The organism is Streptococcus sp. UMB0029, assembly GCF_002871495.1.
Classification (GTDB): Bacteria; Bacillota; Bacilli; order Lactobacillales; family Streptococcaceae; genus Streptococcus.
In genome coordinates this window covers 1-17,747 of sequence record NZ_PNGD01000019.1, presented here as the reverse complement: position 1 = coordinate 17,747, position 17,747 = coordinate 1, and the positions used below count along the sequence as shown (strand labels likewise).

The following is a 17,747-nucleotide window of genomic DNA, read 5'->3' as shown; positions in this document are numbered from 1 at the left end:
CAGAGAAAAGATGGTGACCTTTAAATTTATGGAGGATAAAGATGGTCATCTGAAGATTCATTCAACTATTTCTAAGAAAGCGCGTGGTACCTTCCTAACGGCCCTGATAGAAAATCAAGTACAGACGGTCGATGAAGCTCGTCGCTTAAGCTTTGCAGGATTTGCCTACAGAGAAGACCTGTCCCAGCCACAGGAATTGGTTTTTGTAAAGAAAGTATAAAATAAGGATAAAAGAAGAAAACTCAGCAAGGAAAAGTATTGCTGAGTTTTTTCTAGCTTATAAAGAGTTGGACAAATGAATCTCATTTGACAAGGTATTAAGATGATTGACCAAATCCATGATTGACAGATGGTTTCGGCAAATAAACTTTTTAGTGATGCCAGGAATATAGAAATTAGACACGATGATGTCATAATCTGTCTGATTTAAAATATCAGGGCTTGTTTCCAATTGATCCCAAATATCGAAGGTAAAGCGATTATTACAGTAATAGGAAAGCATGTCCATTAAGGTGAGGGATAGGGCATGGTCAAAGTTACTGATAATCAAAACCTTGATAGGTGGTCGATTGGCTAATAATTGAGTAGTGATATTTTCTGCATGGGTGAAGAGGGTGTAAATCAAGTGCTCTAATTGTTCAGGATAATCATGTTGCCCGATTGCTTGCCGATATTGAGCCAGTTCTTGACGAGCACTTTCCATAAAGTCTGGGAAATAGACCTTGAACTTTTCTAGTGTAATTCCCTTTTGCTCAAATAAGAGTGGTGTTGAAAAGGTTTCCTGTCTTTCAAAATAAGCTGTATTATGCAGATGCCAAATGAGTTCATCATGATTAGCAAATTTAATATTAAATGCTTTAGATAATCGTTCCAAAATTTGGCTTAATAACTGATAAGAATAGCGAGATTCATCATTTTTATTTAGAGAATCAAAGAATTGCTGTGGATCTAGAAAAATATCATTTTGAAGAAAGGAAATGAAAATTTGGGCCACAATATCTGGAGTCATTTCCAGTCCAAATTGTTGAGAGAAGTATGCAAGCTTGTCCTCAAAATCTGGTAAATTCATTAAAACAGGATAGTAGTCTTGGTAAAAATGATTCGGTAAATCAATGAAATGTCCATTTTTTACTCGATGAATACTAATTGCGAGCATCAGCTTATACATTCTATAGATTGCAAATCGCATTGGGTAATTTGTGGATTTATAGAAGTAGTCAGCGAACTCTGTTATGACTTTTTCAGAAATATCTGGGAAAGGCCAGTCTAGAAAATAATACCGCTCTGAAAAGTATTGGGCATAAAAATAGCGAATATCGATTTCATTTCCATTCAGGGATGTTGGAGTAAAAGACAGTTCAATTTGGAATTGTTTCGAGAGAATGGTGGTGATTCGATTTCCTAAACGATAAAGATTGGCATTACTAGAATGCAGTTTTTCTACAGTTCGGTAAATAGGCAATCCTTCGTTAAAAAACATATATTCTAATAACTGAAAAGATTGGGAATGACTGAGGAAATAAATATAAATATCTTCTATACTTGCCGCTGTATCTAGATTTAGCATAATGCCATTGATAGAAGATTGAATTTTGAAAGTTGGGAATGCTGTTCGTAGTTCGTTTAAGTCATTTTTCAGGATACGCTCGGTGCATTCTAAAGTTTGTGCTAACTCGTTTAGACGTATCCAATCTCGTTTCTGAATGAGTATTTCAAGTAGTCGTAATTGTCGTTGTTCCTTTGTAGATAATAGAGATCTCATAGGGTTCTATCCTCCTAAGCTCATTATATCATAGTCTATAATAAAAATGCTAATATTGATATTGTTAAGATGGAGAATAATCCGATTTGATCTTAAAACAGTATTTATGAATTGAATATAGAAAGGCAATTAAATGTTACTGGAATATTTGTATTGATTTTGAGATTACATTTTTACCTCTATATTATTTTTCTGTACCATTTGTACTAAAATATGAGAATCATTTTTTTGTCAGTAAATTCACTTTGATTAGAACAATTTAAATGAATCTTGAGGGAAAAAATACTATATATTAATTTGTAAAACTATATTGAATTATATAAAAAATAGATGTAAATTGTATAGTATAAAATTATATTGAGGTAAAGAATATGAAACAGGCACAGAGAAAATCATTTGATTGGTATAAAATGCAACAACGTTTTTCTATTCGTAAGTATCACTTTGGTGCAGCTAGTGTCTTGCTCGGGACAGCCTTAGTCCTAGGAGCGGGAGCCAAGGCCCAAACAGTACAAGCAGATGAACATTATGCAGAAGTTACTAACAGTATTTCTATTGATAAGATAGCAGAAGCTACTAAACCAGTAGAAGTTTCTACATCTAAGAAAGAAACTACCTACCCTGCTCCAACTGTTGTTAATCCAGTAGAGGTGACTCCAGCTAAATCTGAAGCTGTTAAGGCAACTGTAGAAAAGGTTGAAGAGCCTAAAGTGGAAAAAAAGGAAGTTTCTCATCAAAGTGCGGTTGATAAATCAAAATTGTTAACGGCTCTTTCGCGTGCAAAAAAACTAGAGAGCAAGTTATATACAGAAGCAAGTGCTGCTAAGTTGCAAGCAAGTATCCAAGCTGGTCAAGGTTTGCTTGGGAAAGCAGATGCATCTGAAGCTGAATTATCAGCAGCAGAGTCATCTATTCAATCAGCTGTCATTGGACTGGAACTCCGTTCTAACTCCGATAAAGGAACTGTATCAGAAACTCCTGTAGCGAAGAAAGCTGACGCAGCAGAAGCCAAAGAAGATGCTAAACCAGCTGCAACAACGACTGATCGTTCAGTTCTTGATAGCGCTGTTTTGCCAACTAGCAGAGTTACTAAAGTAGAAGCGACTTCAGCTCCAAAAACAACTAATGAAATCTTGAAACCAGGTTTAAGCCTTTCTGATGCTCGCCAAAATCCAGCTATCCGTAAGGAAGACTTGGAGAAGGAGCATAGTGGTTTTAGAGCTTCTAGCAATCCAGCCAACCCGATTGTCTCAGGTTCTGGGAATACAGTTGCATTTACAGATATCAGTCAAGCTGGTCGTAGTTACAGTTTTCGTGGCTATGGGAACGCACGTGGTGGTCATTCAATTCATTACGATGTGACGACAGTACGTCAAGGTAATAGATTGAATTTCACAATTCAATATTCTGGTCCAGGTGAATTTGTTAATAATAACTTTATTTTAGATAAAGGGGATGGATTTGGAAATCCTTCAAATGCAACTATCACAACTCCAAGATTAAGAGAGCAATCAAAACCTATTAGACAGGGTGCCAACTTTGTATCTCACTCAGGATATACTATGACCTCTGCTACTGAAACAAGTATGCAACAGACAATCAGATTCAGTTTGCCAATCAACAATCCAAATGGTGATTTGTCTGTCCGTTTGAAACCTGTTACTTTTAACGTGGATCAAGGTGGTGGCGGTGCTGCTACTAGCAATGATCCATACAGTAACTCTAACTATTATTATAGAGCAAACCCACTATACTTGGATGCCAATCCAAATGGTGGTTCTAGTAACAAGGCTGTTACAGAAGACATTGATTTCCAAACTGTCTATCTTCCAACAAGTAAGTTGCCAGAAGGCCAAACTAGATTAGTCAGAGAAGGTGAAAAAGGACAACGTCAAATTACCTATAAAGTCCATCGATTTGGTAACGAAACAATTCTAGGATTGCCAATTAGTAATAGTGTCACTAAAGAAGCTAAGCCACGTATTCTGCAAATTGGTGTTGCTAAAGAGCTAATCGATACAGTAAAACCACGTGTTGATCAAAATAAAGTCGGTGATACAAATAATCTTACTTTCTATCTTGATAACGATGGCAACGGGGTTTATACAGAAGGTGTAGATGAACTTGTTCAAAGAATCGCTATTAAAGATGGAGCCCAAGGTGAACGTGGTTTAACAGGAGCCCAAGGTGCTAAAGGTGAAAAAGGGGACCGAGGTGAACGCGGTCTGACTGGAGCCCAAGGTGCTAAAGGTGAAAAAGGGGACCGAGGTGAACGCGGTCTGACTGGAGCCCAAGGAGCTAAAGGTGAAAAAGGAGATCAAGGCGAACGCGGTCTAACTGGAGCCCAAGGTACTAAAGGTGAAAAAGGAGACCGAGGCGAACGCGGTTTAACAGGAGCCCAAGGTGCTAAAGGTGAAAAAGGAGACCGAGGCGAACGTGGTCTGACTGGAGCCCAAGGTCAGGCAGGTCGTGACGGTGTAACTCCAACTGTAACCGTTAAAGATAATAAAGATGACGGCACTCATACTATCACGATTAACGATGGTAGAGGTAATGTTACAAGTACTGTTGTAAGAGATGGTTTCGATGGCGCAAGTCCATTAGTTGCGACTCAAAGAAATGAAGCAGATAAAACAACGACCGTTATCTTCTATTATGACCAAAATGACAACAACGAATTCGATGCAGGCGATACAAAACTAAAAGAAGTCGTTATTGCAGATGGTGCCAAAGGTGAAAAAGGTGAAAAAGGTGAACGTGGAGACCGTGGTGAAACAGGAGCAGCGGGACGTGACGGAAAAACTCCAAAAATCACAACTGCTCGTGGAGCAGACGGCCGTAGTACTGATATTACATTTACTATTCCTGGTGAAGAACCTGTAACTGTTAATGTAAAAGACGGAAAAGATGGACGTACACCAACTATTGACTTAAATGCCTTAGCAGAAGCAGCAGTAAGACTAAACAATCAAAGAAGCGGAAGAGTAAGAAGAGCATTAGCAGACGCCCCATCTACAGCACCAGCACCACAACCAGTAGAGGGTACTCGTATTACAGCATACTATGATAACAATGGTAACGGTAAATACGATCCAGGTGTGGATGAATTAATTGGTACAAGTGATATTTTGAATGGTACAAATGGACGTAATGGTGCAGATGGAGCTTCTGGTACAGATGGTCGTAATGGTGCTGAATTATTAAGTGGACCTAAAACACCAACAGCAAATGATGGTAAAGATGGTGACACTTATATCGATGCAATTACAGGTGATGTTTACAAAAAAGAAGGCAGAAACTGGAACCAAATTGGCAACATCAGAGGACCTCAAGGATTACCAGGTCCTAAAGGTGACAAGGGTGAGAACGGAAAAGACGGCTTCACACCAGAAGTAACAGTGACAGACAATCATGATGGTAGTCATACGATTACAGTTACGCAACCAGAAGGACGTCCAGCTCTTACAACAATCGTTAAAAACGGAGTAGACGGACAAACACCAAAAGTCAAAGCTGTTCGTGATGAAGCTAAAAAACAAACTACTCTAACCTTCTACATAGATAAAGATGGCGATGGAAACTACACAGAAGGAACAGATACGCTCGTTCAAACATCCATCGTTAAAGACGGACAAGACGGAGCAGCTGGACAAGCAGGACGTGATGGTAAAGAAGTATTAAACGGAAAAGTAGATCCAACACCAAGAGACGGAAAAGATGGAGACAGCTTCGTTAATACTGCCACAGGAGATGTCTTCGTTAAGAAGAACAATACTTGGGAACAAGCAGGCAACATCAAAGGTCCTAAAGGTGACAAGGGTGAGAACGGAAAAGACGGCTTCACACCAGAAGTAACAGTGACAGACAACCATGATGGCACACACACCATTACTATCACCCAACCAGAAGGACGTCCAGCCCTTACAACAATCGTTAAAAATGGAGAAAATGGCCAAACACCAAAAGTCAAAGCTGTTCGTGATGAAGCCAAAAAACAAACTACTCTAACCTTCTACATTGACAAAGATGGCGATGGAAACTATACAGAAGGCACAGATACGCTCGTTCAAACATCCATCGTTAAAGACGGCCAAGACGGAGCAGCTGGACAAGCAGGACGTGATGGTAAAGAAGTATTAAACGGAAAAGTAGATCCACAACCAAGAGACGGAAAAGATGGAGACAGCTTTGTTAATACTGCCACAGGAGATGTCTTCGTTAAGAAAAACAACACTTGGGAACAAGTAGGAAACATTAAAGGACCAAAAGGGGATAAAGGTGAAAATGGAAAAGACGGCTTCACACCAGAGGTAAGTGTTACAGACAACCATGATGGTAGTCATACGATTACAGTTACACAACCAGAAGGCAGACCAGCTGTCACAACAACAATTAAAAACGGAGTAGACGGACAAACACCAAAAGTCAAAGCAGAACGTGATGAAACCAAAAAACAAACTACTCTAACCTTCTACATTGACAAAGATGGCGATGGAAACTATACAGAAGGTACAGATACGCTCGTTCAAACATCCATCGTTAAAGACGGTCAAGACGGAGCAGCAGGTCAAGCAGGACGTGATGGTAAAGAAGTTCTAAATGGCAAAGTAGATCCAACACCAAGAGACGGTAAAGATGGCGATAGCTTCGTTAATACTGCCACAGGAGATGTCTTCGTTAAGAAGAACAATACTTGGGAACAAGCAGGCAACATCAAAGGTCCTAAAGGTGACAAGGGTGAGAATGGAAAAGACGGCTTCACACCAGAAGTAACCATAACAGACAACCATGATGGCACACACACCATCACTATCACTCAACCAGAAGGTCGCCCAGCTGTCACAACAATCGTTAAAAACGGAGTAGACGGCCAAACACCAAAAGTCAAAGCTGTTCGTGATGAAGCCAAGAAACAAACTACTCTAACCTTCTACATTGACAAAGATGGCGATGGAAACTATACAGAAGGCACAGATACGCTCGTTCAAACATCCATCGTTAAAGACGGACAAGACGGAGCAGCTGGACAAGCAGGACGTGATGGTAAAGAAGTATTAAACGGAAAAGTAGATCCAACACCAAGAGACGGAAAAGATGGAGACAGCTTCGTTAATACTGCCACAGGAGATGTCTTCGTTAAGAAGAACAATGCATGGGAACAAGCAGGCAACATCAAAGGTCCAAAAGGTGACAAGGGAGAAAATGGTCGTGACGGCTTCACACCAGAGGTAACAGTGACAGACAATCATGATGGTAGCCATACGATTACCATTACTCAACCAGAAGGTCGCCCAGCTGTCACAACAATCGTTAAAAACGGAGTAGACGGCCAAACACCAAAAGTCAAAGCTGTTCGTGATGAAGCTAAAAAACAAACTACTCTAACCTTCTACATCGATAAAGATGGCGATGGAAACTATACAGAAGGCACAGATACGCTCGTTCAAACATCCATCGTTAAAGACGGAGAGAAAGGTGAAGATGGGAAAACTCCTGAAGTAACTGTAACACCAGGAAAAGATGGGCATAGTTCTGACATTACATTTACAGTTCCAGGAAAAGATCCAGTTACTGTAAATGTGAAGAATGGAGAAAATGGGTTAAACGGCAAAACTCCAAAAGTTGATCTACTACGTGTTGAAGGCAAAAATGGAAATCCATCTCATGCAATTGTTACCTTCTATACTGATGAAAACAATGATGGTAAATACACACCAGGAACTGATGAACTTCTAGGTTCTGAAATGATTAAAGATGGAGCTAAAGGTGCTGACGGACGTGATGGTAAGTCATTGCTCACTGTTAAAGAAGGTAAAGAAACAAAAGTTTATCAAGAAGATCCAGCAAATCCAGGTCAACCATTAACTCCTGACAGACCTCTTGCAGTAATTAGAGATGGGGTAGACGGAAAATCACCAACTGTAACTGCTGCTCGTAAGGAAGAAGTTGATCATAAGGGAGTAGAGATTACTGTCGATAATCACGATGGTTCACAACCGACTACAGTATTTGTTCATGATGGAGCTAAAGGTGAAACTGGAGCGAATGGTCAAAATGGACAAACACCTACAGTTACAACTCAACGTGGAGCAGATGGACATAGTACAGTTGTAACCATTACAACACCAGGAAAAGAACCAGTAACATTTACAGTTAGAGATGGTCTAGATGGACATAATGGTAACAATGGACGAACTCCTAAAATTGATTTACAACCATATATTAATGGAGAAGATTCCTTTAGAAGAGCAAGAAGAAGTGTAGGAAATAACCCGGATGAAGTATCAGAACATCCTAATTCTAGAGCAACATCTTCTGATAACGCAGATGGTACTCATGTTACAGTTTATTTTGATAATAATGGAAATAATCATTACGATCCAGGAGTAGATGAATTAATCAGTGAACGTGATGTATTGAACGGAGTTAATGGAGAAAATGGTGCTAGTGGTAGAGACGGACGTAATGGATCTGAACTTTTAAGTGGAAATATTGCACCAACTCCAAAAGATGGAAAAAATGGAGATACTTATATTGATAGTTCAACAGGAAATGTCTATAAAAAACAAAACGGAGCATGGAATAAGACTGGCAATATAAGAGGACCTCAAGGAGCAAAAGGAGATACACCAGAAGTTACAGCTAAACCAGGAACAGATGGACATAGTACAGATATTACAATTACAACACCAGGAAAAGATCCTGTTACTGTAAATGTAAAAAATGGTAAAGATGGAAAATCTCTAATTGCTAAAAAAGAAGGTAATGAAACTAAAATTTTTGCGGAAGATCCAGAACGTCCAGGTCAACCATTGGATTCTACAAAACCACTTGCAACAGTTCTTGATGGACTAAAAGGTGAAAAAGGTGATAATGGAGCAGATGGTAAATCACCAGTTGTCACAATGACAGATAATGGAGATGGAACACACTCTATTACTGTTAGAAACCCTGATGGCTCTGAATCAACTACTAAAGTTAAAGATGGTAAAGACGGTAAAACAGCTACCATCACCACAACTGAAAATCCAGATGGCAGCCACACAATCACTGTAACAAATCCAGATGGAAGCTCAAAAGAAACTGTTGTTAAAAATGGTAAAGATGGTAAGACTACAAAAGTTGAAGTCACTGATAACAACGATGGAACTCATACTGTTAAAGTGACGGATGGAGACGGCAATGTAACGAACGCTATCATCAAAGATGGTAAAGATGGTAAAGCTGCTTCAGCTACAACAAGAGAAAATCCAGATGGAAGTCACACAGTAACAATCACTAACCCAGACGGAACTAAGAATGAGTTTGTTGTGAAAAATGGACGTGACGGTGTTGACGGACGTACTCCAACCGCATCAGTTCGTGATAATGGAGACGGAAGTCATACAATCGTTATTACAAATCCAGAAGGTGTGACAACTGAAACCACAGTTCGTGATGGTAAATCACCAAAAGTTACTATAACTGATGAACAAAATGGAACACATAAGATTTCAGTTTTAAATGGAGATGGAACAACTACTGAAACCATCGTTAAAGATGGTAAATCACCAGTAGCCACTGTTACTGATAACCATGATGGTACTTACACAATTCGTGTAGAAAACGGTAATGGTACTGTTTCTGAAACCACAGTTCGTGACGGTAAATCACCAACTGCTAAGGTTGTGGATAACGGAGATGGCACTCACACGATCACAGTTGTGAACTCAGACGGTACAACTACAACAACTACAGTTCGTGATGGTAAAGCACCAAAACTTGAAGTGATTGATAACAACAATGGTTCACACACTATTAAGGTGACAGGAACTGATGGTAAAGAAACGACAACTACAATCTTTGATGGTAAATCACCAAAAGCGAACATCGTTGATAACGGAGACGGAACTCACACATTAACAATCGTAGATTCTGATGGTCGTGAGTACAAATCTATTATCAAAGATGGCAAAGACGGTAAAGATGGCGTTTCACCAACTGTAACTGTTAAAAATAATAACGATGGAACTCACGTTGTTACAATCATTAATCCTGATGGAAGTAAGACAGAAATGGTGATTAAAGACGGTAAAGATGGTAAATCACCAAAAGTTTCTGTTGAAGATAATGGAAATGGTAGTCATACAATCACAATCATCAATTCTGACGGAACTGTGACAAAAACAGTTGTTAAAGACGGTAAAGATGGTCGCGATGGACGTGATGGCAAAGACGGCAAAGATGGTAAATGTGGATGCCAAGACAAACCAGTAACACCATCAAATGACAAACCAGTTCCTCCAACACCTAATGTGCCAGAAAGAGCAACGTTTGCAATGCCAGAGCCACCAGTTTACGAATTGCCAGAATTCAACGGTAGTGTGCCAGGAATGCCAGAAGTTCATGAATTGCCAGAATTAGATATTCCAACAGTACCAGCACAACCAACACCAGAAGTACCGGTTAAACCTGTGCCAGCGCAACCAACACCAAATGTACCGACACCAGAAGTGCCAGTACAACCAACTCCAGTTGTTCCAACACCAGAAGTATCGGTTAAACCAGTACCAGCGGTTCCAGAACAACCAGTAGTACCAACACCGGCTCAACCAGCAACTCCAGTAAATGCTAACCCAGTAGTATCAACTACAGTTAAAGAAAACCATGGGGACAAATTACCAGAAACTGGAAGCCAATCTGATTATATCTCTGTTCTTCTAGGTAGCGGTATTCTATTGAGCCTATATGTAGGTCGAAGAAAAGAAGATTAATCAGTCAAAAGCAGTCACTAATTTCTCGAAAGAAGATGATAAGTGATAGATCTCGAATGAAAGAATATTCTTAGAATGATTTTCCTATGATGGAAAAGACTGCTAAAAACCTTGAGTGGTAACGCTCAAGGTTTTTTGGGATGGCTGATGTTTGTCTGAAAATCTTGATTGAGTCTAAAAATGCCACCCTATGAGGTGGCTATAATTGATTTAGAATTCTTAAAATTCTCTATTTTTTACTGAATCGCTGCGACCAAGTCTTCCGCTTGTTTTTCGAGTGAGTTTAGAACTGTTTCTTCGAGAACCAATTTTCCGTCTGCCCAAGCAGAGTCGTTAACACGTGCAGCAGTGAAATCACCAACGACTTGTGTACGGATAAATGGCAAGAGGTCTTTGTAGATAGCGAAAAGTTGATCGTGACCTGCATTGGCTACAGATGATACGGTGACAAACTTGTCTTGAAGGGCAGAAGCGCCACGTGTATCAGACAAGTCAAGGGCGCGAGATAGCCAGTCAAGCAAGTTTTTCACTGTACCAGGGATAGAGAAGTTGTAGACTGGAGAGAAAATCCAGATGGCATCTGCAGCCAGAACTGCTTCACGAGCAGCCGCTACAGCTGGATGAGTTGGAACTTCCAAATCTTGGCTAAAGAGAGGAAGGGCTGAATAATCAAGGTAGCTAACTTCCGCTTTACCAGCAAGTGCTTTCTCAGCTTCGAGGGCCATTTGGTGGTTAAAAGAGCCTTGACGTAGTGATCCGACGATAAATAATACTTTTTTAGACATGATGTGTCTCCTTTTTCTTAAATTTCCGAGAATCCTCTCGTTGTTATAATGTATATTACAACAAAAGAAAAGGACTTGCAAGAAATCTGCTCAGAGTTTATTTTAAAATTATAAAATTGTAGAAACTTTAGTTACTTGCGACTGGAATGTATTTGATTTTAGATGAGTATTCCTATATTCTCTTGTAATATGATGACATAAGTGCTAAAATAAACAAGAAAACTCGCAATAGAAACCGCAGAACAGCTATTTTCCGGTATCATTTCATAAATCATTAAAGGAAAAATAATGGCATTGAAGAATGCTTCTAAAAGGGGTGGAGATTATGTAAGGCAAAGATTAACAAGTGACGGACAAAAGAAATAATAATACACTTGTTAAAGGAGAAAAGATGTTAATAAGAAATTATCGGAAAAATATTGGCCTGATGGCAGGAGTTGAGTTTTTTGCATTTCTAGGGATTACCAGTTTTTGGATTCTCTTTCTCAGTCAAAACGGCATGTCTCTTTGGCAGATTGGACTTCTGGAGAGTATTTTTCATACTACCAGTCTTCTCTGTGAAATTCCATCTGGTATGTTAGCTGATCGTTATTCCTATAAAACCAACCTTTATTTAAGTCGAATAGCAGGAATTATCTCTTCTATTCTCATGTTGGCTGGTCAGGGAAATTTTTGGATTTATGCACTAGCTATGGCGGTAAGTGCCTTGTCTTACAATTTTGATTCAGGAACAAGCGCAGCAATGGTCTATGACTCGGCTGTAGAGGCTGGACTAAAGGAGCGTTATCTATCCATTTCAAGCTTCCTATCAGGAGTAGCAGAAGGAACTCGGTCTTTGGGGACAGTGTTGGCGGGATTTTTTGTCCATGGCCAATTGCACCTGACCTACTATATCATGATTGCCACTTCTATCATAGTTCTTTTCCTGATTTGGATGCTGAAAGAACCTAGTGTCAAGCTAGAAAAAGCTAATAGTGTGACTATGAGACAGATTATTTGGACTGTTAAGGATGAGTTGAAGCGAAATCCCATGCTCTTCAACTGGATGATTTTGTCTCAGATTGTTGGTACACTCATGTGCATGTTTTATTTTTACTATCAAAATCAGTTACCAGATTTAAGTAGTTGGCAAATTTCAGCAGTTATGCTACTTGGAAGTCTCTTGAATATCCTTGCAGTCTATCTAGCGAGTAAGATTGGAAAGAACTATGCTGCCTTGAAGCTTTTCCCTATTCTCGTCCTGCTGACTGGAGTTACCTACCTGCTGTCCTACTTTGGAACACCTCTAATCTATATTTTGGTTTATTTGATTAGTAATGCTCTATATGCTCTTTTTCAGCCGATTTTTGACAATGATTTGCAAGAGCGACTTCCAAGTGAAGTAAGGGCAACCATGCTAAGTGTCTACTCTATGATGTTTAGCCTAAGTATGATTGTCTTCTTCCCACTGACAGGGTGGTTGATTGACAATTTAGGCTTTGTGCTAACATTTCTTTATCTAGGATTATTTTTAGTCTTGATTAGCCTTCTACTGGCTATCTTTTTAGGAAAAATGGCTAAAAGAATGGATGATAAAGTGATTCTATAAAGTAAAAGAACTTACGAAAACTTGAGTACCAAAGCTCAGGTTTTTTAATAGGTTGATTTTGGAGCTGTCTTTACTTTTCTTGCTCGGTTTTAATCAAGAAAAATCGGTTTACTTTGAAGGAAGAAATAATATAGGTTTGTTCTTGCATTCGCTTGTAATAAAGCCCAATAGATGGTAAAATAGACGAGTGAAAAAAAGACAAAAAAAAGCAAAAAATAATCTACTATGGCAGTATGGTCTGGGGATGACGATTTTGTTTGTGGCTATCAGTGCTTCCTTTCTGTACCTGGTTTCTCTTGGTATGAAACCCTATCAAACAGCTAAAAGTGAAGGAGAAAAATTAGCTCAGCAGTATGCAGGATTAGAGCAGGTTGATCAGGTTGATTTATATAATGGCTTGGAATCTTATTACAGCGTTCTTGGTCGTAATAAACAGCAAGAAGCACTTTCTGTCCTGATTGGTAAAGATGACCATAAGATTTACGTTTATCAGCTAAATCAGGGTATTTCACAAGAAAAAGCAGAAGCTCTTTCTAAGGAAAAAGGAGCTGGCGAGATTGACAAGATTACCTTTGGCCGTTATCAAGACAAGCCAATCTGGGAAGTCAAGTCAGGAGCTGATTTTTATCTAGTAGATTTTGAAACAGGAGCATTGGTCAATAAGGAGGGCCTATGAAACTATCCAACCGTGTTTTAGAAATGGAAGAAAGTGTAACCTTGGCTGCTGGAGCCCGTGCCAAAGCACTTAAGGCTGAGGGAAGAGATATTCTGTCTCTAACCTTGGGTGAGCCAGATTTCACTACTCCCAAAAATATCCAAGATGCCGCCATTGCATCGATTAAAGATGGGCGTGCTTCTTTTTATACAGTAACCTCAGGCCTGCCAGAGCTCAAGGCAGCAGTCAATACCTACTTTGAGCGCTTTTACGGCTATTCTGTAGAGCCAAATCAAGTGACAGTCGCTGCGGGAGCCAAATATTCTCTTTATACTTTCTTTATGGCCGTGGTCAATCCTGGCGATGAAGTGATCATCCCAACCCCATACTGGGTCAGCTATGGAGACCAGGTCAAGATGGCTGAAGGTGTGCCAGTCTTTGTTCCTGCTAAGGAAGACAATCATTTTAAGGTGACCGTAGAGCAGTTGGAAGCGGCTCGCACTGACAAGACCAAGGTTTTGGTGCTGAATTCACCATCTAACCCCACAGGTATGATTTACACCCGTGAGGAACTTTTGGCAATCGGAAACTGGGCTGTAGAAAATGATATTCTCATCCTAGCAGATGATATCTATGGTCGCTTGGTCTATAATGGCCATGAGTTTACACCGATTTCTAGCCTATCTGAAGCGATTCGCAAGCAAACAGTAGTCATCAATGGTGTATCTAAAACCTATGCTATGACTGGTTGGAGGATTGGCTATGCCGTCGGTGAAGCAGCCATTATCGCGGCCATGTCCAAGATTGCAGGTCAAACAACCTCTAATCCGTCAGCAGTAGCCCAGTATGCAACAGTTGAGGCCCTATCAGGTGAGCAAGATACTGTAGAAAGCATGCGTCAGGCTTTTGAAGAACGTCTCAATACCATTTATCCCCTTCTTGCGAAAGTGCCAGGATTTGAAGTGGTCAAACCGCAAGGAGCCTTCTATCTCTTCCCAAATGTCAAAAAGGCAATGGAGATGAAAGGCTATAGCGATGTAACAGCATTTACAACCGCTATCCTAGAAGAAGCCGAGGTAGCCTTGGTAACAGGAGCTGGATTTGGAGCGCCAGAAAATGTCCGCCTCAGCTATGCGACAGACTTAGACACGCTTAAAGAAGCAGTTAAACGCTTGAAAGCATTTATGGAAAAATAAAAGAAAAGGAAAAATAATGACAAAACGTGTAACGATTATCGATGTAAAAGACTATGTTGGTCAGGAAGTGACGATTGGCGCTTGGGTTGCCAATAAATCAGGAAAAGGGAAAATCGCCTTCTTGCAATTGCGTGATGGAACAGCCTTCTTCCAAGGTGTGGCCTTTAAACCAAACTTTGTCGAAAAATTTGGTGAAGAAGTAGGACTTGAGAAGTTTGATGTCATCAAACGCTTGAGCCAAGAAACGTCTGTTTATGTGACAGGTATTGTTAAAGAAGACGAACGTTCTAAGTTTGGCTATGAGTTGGACATTACAGACATCGAAGTAATCGGTGAATCTCAAGATTACCCAATCACTCCAAAAGAACACGGAACAGACTTTTTGATGGACAACCGTCACTTGTGGCTCCGTTCTCGTAAGCAAGTAGCGGTGATGCAAATTCGTAACGCTATCATCTATGCAACATATGAGTTCTTCGACAAGAATGGCTTCATGAAGTTTGATAGCCCAATTCTTTCAGGAAATGCAGCTGAAGATTCAACAGAACTCTTTGAGACAGATTACTTTGGAACGCCAGCCTACTTGAGCCAATCAGGTCAGCTTTATCTAGAAGCAGGGGCTATGGCTCTTAGTCGTGTCTTTGACTTTGGTCCAGTATTCCGTGCCGAAAAATCAAAAACACGCCGTCACTTGACTGAGTTCTGGATGATGGATGCAGAGTACTCATACTTGACACACGATGAATCACTTGACTTGCAAGAAGCTTATGTAAAAGCTCTTCTTCAAGGTGTTCTTGACCGTGCACCTCAAGCCTTGGAAACTTTGGAACGTGATACAGAACTCTTGAAACGCTACATTGCAGAGCCATTCAAACGTATTACTTACGATCAAGCTATTGACCTCTTGCAAGAGCATGAGAATGATGAAGATGCTGACTACGAGCACCTTGAGCATGGCGATGACTTTGGTTCACCACACGAAACATGGATTTCAAACCACTTTGGTGTGCCAACTTTTGTTATGAACTATCCAGCAGCCATCAAGGCCTTCTATATGAAACCAGTTCCTGGAAATCCAGAGCGCGTGCTTTGTGCAGACTTACTTGCTCCAGAAGGTTACGGAGAAATCATCGGTGGTTCTATGCGTGAGGAAGACTACGATGCCCTTGTCGCTAAGATGGATGAACTTGGTATGGACCGTACAGAGTACGAATTCTATCTTGACCTTCGTAAATACGGTACTGTACCACACGGTGGATTTGGTATCGGTATCGAACGTATGGTAACCTTCGCAGCAGGAACAAAACACATCCGTGAAGCTATTCCATTCCCACGTATGTTGCACCGTATCAAACCATAAGAACAGGAAAACGCCCATGTGGCGTTTTTTCGAATTCCAGAGTTTTTACTTGCGTAAAAAATTGTTTTCTAGTATAATAGTTTATTGTGAGCGAACCTCACTTACCCCTTGCAAAGTCTTGGGGTCATTAGACCAAAAGGAGGAACATATCAATGGCTAAATACGAAATTCTTTATATCATTCGTCCAAACATTGAAGAAGAAGCTAAAAACGCTTTGGTAGCACGTTTTGACTCTATTTTGACTGACAACGGTGCAACTGTTGTTGAATCAAAAACTTGGGAAAAACGTCGTCTTGCATACGAAATCCAAGATTTCCGTGAAGGACTTTACCACATCGTTAACGTTGAAGCAAACGACGATGCTGCTCTTAAAGAGTTTGACCGTCTTTCAAAAATCAACGCTGACATTCTTCGTCACATGATCGTCAAAACTGACGCGTAAGAAGGTAAACTATGATTAACAATGTTGTACTTGTAGGGCGTATGACACGTGACGCTGAGTTACGTTATACCCCATCAAATGTAGCAGTTGCGACTTTTACTCTTGCAGTAAACCGTACATTTAAGAGTCAAAATGGTGAACGTGAGGCTGATTTTATCAATGTCGTTATGTGGCGCCAACAAGCTGAAAACCTTGCTAACTGGGCTAAAAAAGGCTCACTTATCGGGGTGACAGGTCGTATCCAGACTCGTAGTTACGATAACCAGCAAGGACAACGTGTCTACGTGACGGAGGTCGTGGCTGAGAATTTCCAAATGTTGGAAAGCCGTAGTGTGCGTGAAGGTCATACAGGTGGAGCTTACTCTGCACCAAGTTCAAGCTATTCAGCGCCTACAAATTCAGTACCAGACTTTTCACGTGATGAAAATCCATTTGGAGCAACAAATCCATTGGATATTTCAGATGATGATTTACCATTCTAATGGACAACTAAAATTATAAAGGAGAAAAAACATGGCTCAACAACGTCGTGGCGGATTCAAACGCCGTAAAAAAGTTGATTACATCGCAGCAAACAAAATTGAATATGTTGATTACAAAGATACTGAGCTTCTTAGCCGTTTCGTTTCAGAACGTGGGAAAATCCTTCCTCGTCGTGTAACAGGAACTTCAGCTAAAAACCAACGTAAAGTAACAACAGCTATCAAACGCGCTCGCGTAATGGCTTTGATGCCTTTCGTAAACGAAGATTAAAGAAAAGACCCTGACGGGTCTTTTTTTCACGAGCCTTGAAATGAGAGAGTGAGTTGAGGTCCGGGTGGACCTCTTTTTCATGAGCTTGAAAACAAGAAAGCGAATTAAGACCCTGACGGGTCTTTTTTTCACGAGCCTTGAAATGAGAGAGTGAGTTGAGGTCCGGGTGGACCTCTTTTTCGTGAGTTTGAAAACAAGAGAACACATTAAGAGCATGATGGAGCTTTTTCATAAACATGTTTCTTTTCTCATAAAAGGACTTATACTCAATGAAAATCAAAGAGCAAACTAGGAAACTAGCCGCAGGCTGTACTTGAGTACGGTAAGGCGACGTTGACGTGGTTTGAATTTGATTTTCGAAGAGGCTAAATTCCCAAACGAAGTTCCGCTGTTAGTAGAAGTGGAAGTTAGTCTGATAAAAATCCTAAAAACCAGTGGAATTCCGTGTCAGG

11 protein-coding genes are annotated in these 17,747 nt (G+C 40.2%); 9 read left to right on the top strand and 2 right to left on the bottom strand.

Translation table 11 applies throughout. The features are described 5' to 3' along the window. The coding region (yaaA, locus tag CJ239_RS11165) for a peroxide stress protein YaaA (protein WP_142367011.1) at positions 1-220 on the top strand (220 nt) is incomplete at its 5' end. 57 nt (positions 221-277) lie between these two features. Here the strand turns inward: yaaA and CJ239_RS11160 are convergent. Further along, the gene (locus tag CJ239_RS11160; RefSeq protein ID WP_102211612.1) at positions 278-1,762 is read right to left on the bottom strand and encodes a M protein trans-acting positive regulator PRD domain-containing protein; all 1,485 of its coding nucleotides are present in this window, start codon (positions 1,760-1,762) and stop codon (positions 278-280) included. Between the two features lie 371 nt (positions 1,763-2,133). Here CJ239_RS11160 and CJ239_RS11155 point away from each other — a divergent pair, with 371 nt between their 5' ends. Then, a complete protein-coding gene (locus tag CJ239_RS11155; protein ID WP_102211611.1) occupies positions 2,134-10,515 on the top strand; it encodes a G5 domain-containing protein in 8,382 nt (2,793 codons plus the stop codon). 236 nt (positions 10,516-10,751) lie between these two features. On the opposite strand, the gene CJ239_RS11150 is transcribed toward CJ239_RS11155, so the two are convergent. After that, on the bottom strand, positions 10,752-11,300 hold the full coding sequence (locus tag CJ239_RS11150) for an NADPH-dependent FMN reductase (RefSeq protein ID WP_102211610.1): 549 nt from the start codon (positions 11,298-11,300) through the stop codon (positions 10,752-10,754). Between the two features lie 391 nt (positions 11,301-11,691). Here CJ239_RS11150 and CJ239_RS11145 point away from each other — a divergent pair, with 391 nt between their 5' ends. From CJ239_RS11145 to rpsR, 7 genes are all read left to right on the top strand, one after another. Then, a complete protein-coding gene (locus CJ239_RS11145) occupies positions 11,692-12,888 on the top strand; it encodes an MFS transporter (RefSeq protein WP_102211609.1) in 1,197 nt (398 codons plus the stop codon). A gap of 187 nt (positions 12,889-13,075) precedes the next feature. After that, positions 13,076-13,564: a DUF5590 domain-containing protein gene (locus CJ239_RS11140; protein WP_180958280.1), complete on the top strand. Its 489-nt coding sequence runs from the start codon at positions 13,076-13,078 to the stop codon at positions 13,562-13,564. Continuing rightward, positions 13,561-14,739, top strand: coding sequence for a pyridoxal phosphate-dependent aminotransferase (locus CJ239_RS11135; RefSeq protein WP_102211608.1), 1,179 nt, complete (start codon positions 13,561-13,563; stop codon positions 14,737-14,739). Before CJ239_RS11140 ends, CJ239_RS11135 begins: the two co-directional genes overlap by 4 nt. Before the next feature lie 16 nt (positions 14,740-14,755). Beyond that, a complete protein-coding gene (gene asnS / locus CJ239_RS11130; RefSeq protein ID WP_102211607.1) occupies positions 14,756-16,099 on the top strand; it encodes an asparagine--tRNA ligase in 1,344 nt (447 codons plus the stop codon). Positions 16,100-16,251: 152 nt separating this feature from the next. Beyond that, positions 16,252-16,542 (top strand): 30S ribosomal protein S6, encoded by a 291-nt coding sequence (rpsF, locus tag CJ239_RS11125; RefSeq protein ID WP_001151786.1) that lies wholly within the window; start codon positions 16,252-16,254, stop codon positions 16,540-16,542. Between the two features lie 11 nt (positions 16,543-16,553). Then, entirely contained in the window at positions 16,554-17,024 is a 471-nt protein-coding gene (gene ssbA / locus CJ239_RS11120; RefSeq protein WP_102211606.1) for a single-stranded DNA-binding protein SsbA, read from the top strand. 31 nt (positions 17,025-17,055) lie between these two features. After that, positions 17,056-17,295, top strand: coding sequence for a 30S ribosomal protein S18 (rpsR, locus tag CJ239_RS11115; protein ID WP_000068664.1), 240 nt, complete (start codon positions 17,056-17,058; stop codon positions 17,293-17,295). Positions 17,296-17,747 lie beyond the last annotated feature (452 nt).

What these genes read in the sequence shown, in the direction of transcription:
- CJ239_RS11160 (WP_102211612.1), bottom strand. Translation starts at nt 1,762, where the DNA reads ATGAGATCTCTATTATCTACAAAGGAACAACGACAATTACGACTACTT.
- CJ239_RS11155 (WP_102211611.1), top strand. Translation starts at nt 2,134, where the DNA reads ATGAAACAGGCACAGAGAAAATCATTTGATTGGTATAAAATGCAACAA.
- rpsR (WP_000068664.1), top strand. Translation starts at nt 17,056, where the DNA reads ATGGCTCAACAACGTCGTGGCGGATTCAAACGCCGTAAAAAAGTTGAT.
- asnS (WP_102211607.1), top strand. Translation starts at nt 14,756, where the DNA reads ATGACAAAACGTGTAACGATTATCGATGTAAAAGACTATGTTGGTCAG.
- CJ239_RS11145 (WP_102211609.1), top strand. Translation starts at nt 11,692, where the DNA reads ATGTTAATAAGAAATTATCGGAAAAATATTGGCCTGATGGCAGGAGTT.
- CJ239_RS11135 (WP_102211608.1), top strand. Translation starts at nt 13,561, where the DNA reads ATGAAACTATCCAACCGTGTTTTAGAAATGGAAGAAAGTGTAACCTTG.
- CJ239_RS11150 (WP_102211610.1), bottom strand. Translation starts at nt 11,300, where the DNA reads ATGTCTAAAAAAGTATTATTTATCGTCGGATCACTACGTCAAGGCTCT.
- ssbA (WP_102211606.1), top strand. Translation starts at nt 16,554, where the DNA reads ATGATTAACAATGTTGTACTTGTAGGGCGTATGACACGTGACGCTGAG.
- rpsF (WP_001151786.1), top strand. Translation starts at nt 16,252, where the DNA reads ATGGCTAAATACGAAATTCTTTATATCATTCGTCCAAACATTGAAGAA.